A 953-nucleotide genomic window follows, 5' to 3' on the forward strand; every position below is an offset into this window, starting at 1 on the left:
TATCGGTCTCTCAGGAGTATTTAGCCTTAGCGGATGGTCCCGCCAAATTCAGACAGGGTTTCACGTGCCCCGCCCTACTCAGGATACCACTATCTATTATACTTGTTACCCATACGGGGCTATCACCCTCTATGGCGTCACTTTCCAGTAACTTCCGGTTCCTTGTACATAAAATGTCGTGGTCCTACAACCCCATCATTGCCGTAACAACAATGGTTTGGGCTAATCCGCGTTCGCTCGCCACTACTTACGGAATCACTTTTGTTTTCTTCTCCTCCGCCTACTTAGATGTTTCAGTTCAGCGGGTTTGCCCACCTATCGGTGTACTATGTCTTCAACATAGTGGGTTGCCCCATTCGGGTATCTGCGGATCAATCAATGTGTGCTTGTCCCCGCAGCTTTTCGCAGCTTATCACGCCCTTCATCGCCTCTGAGAGCCTAGGCATCCCCCATACGCCCTTATTTTGCTTATTGTACCAATCTCGTTCTTAAAACGAGACCGTTTTTTTTTTGTTTTTTATTATTCGTATTGCTACTATAACAAAAAACGCTTTCTACTTTCTTATTATTTTCTTATCTCAATATGTCAATGAACTTTTATTATCTATCTTTACAGATAATCAGTGGAGAATAACGGAGTCGAACCGTTGACCTCCTGCGTGCAAGGCAGGCGCTCTAGCCAGCTGAGCTAATCCCCCATTTTTTAGTTGTCAGTTAACAGTTTTCAGTTAACAGTACTTAAAACGGTTACTCAACCTCTAAAATTTCCTTTTTTTTCTAAGTTTCAGTCTTTTTAATTTGTTCTTGTTTCTTATAATTTACAATTCATAATTTATAATTAACAATTCTTAAAAAGTAGTCCCGGGCAGACTCGAACTGCCGACCCCTACATTATCAGTGTAGTACTCTAACCAGCTGAGCTACGAGACTCTGTTTTACTTAAAAATTTATTA

2 tRNA genes and 1 rRNA gene are annotated in these 953 nt (G+C 41.3%); all 3 read right to left on the bottom strand.

Annotated features, from left to right (window positions below):
• Nucleotides 1–473 (bottom strand): 23S ribosomal RNA (locus FLAPXU55_RS00065); the annotation flags it as partial.
• 151 nt (nucleotides 474–624) lie between these two features.
• Nucleotides 625–698 (bottom strand) — tRNA-Ala (locus FLAPXU55_RS00070).
• A 158-nt stretch (nucleotides 699–856) separates the two neighbouring features.
• Nucleotides 857–930: transfer RNA gene (locus FLAPXU55_RS00075), tRNA-Ile, on the bottom strand.
• Nucleotides 931–953 lie beyond the last annotated feature (23 nt).

Source organism: Flavobacterium panici, assembly GCF_903819335.1.
Taxonomy (GTDB): domain Bacteria; phylum Bacteroidota; class Bacteroidia; order Flavobacteriales; family Flavobacteriaceae; genus Flavobacterium; species Flavobacterium panici.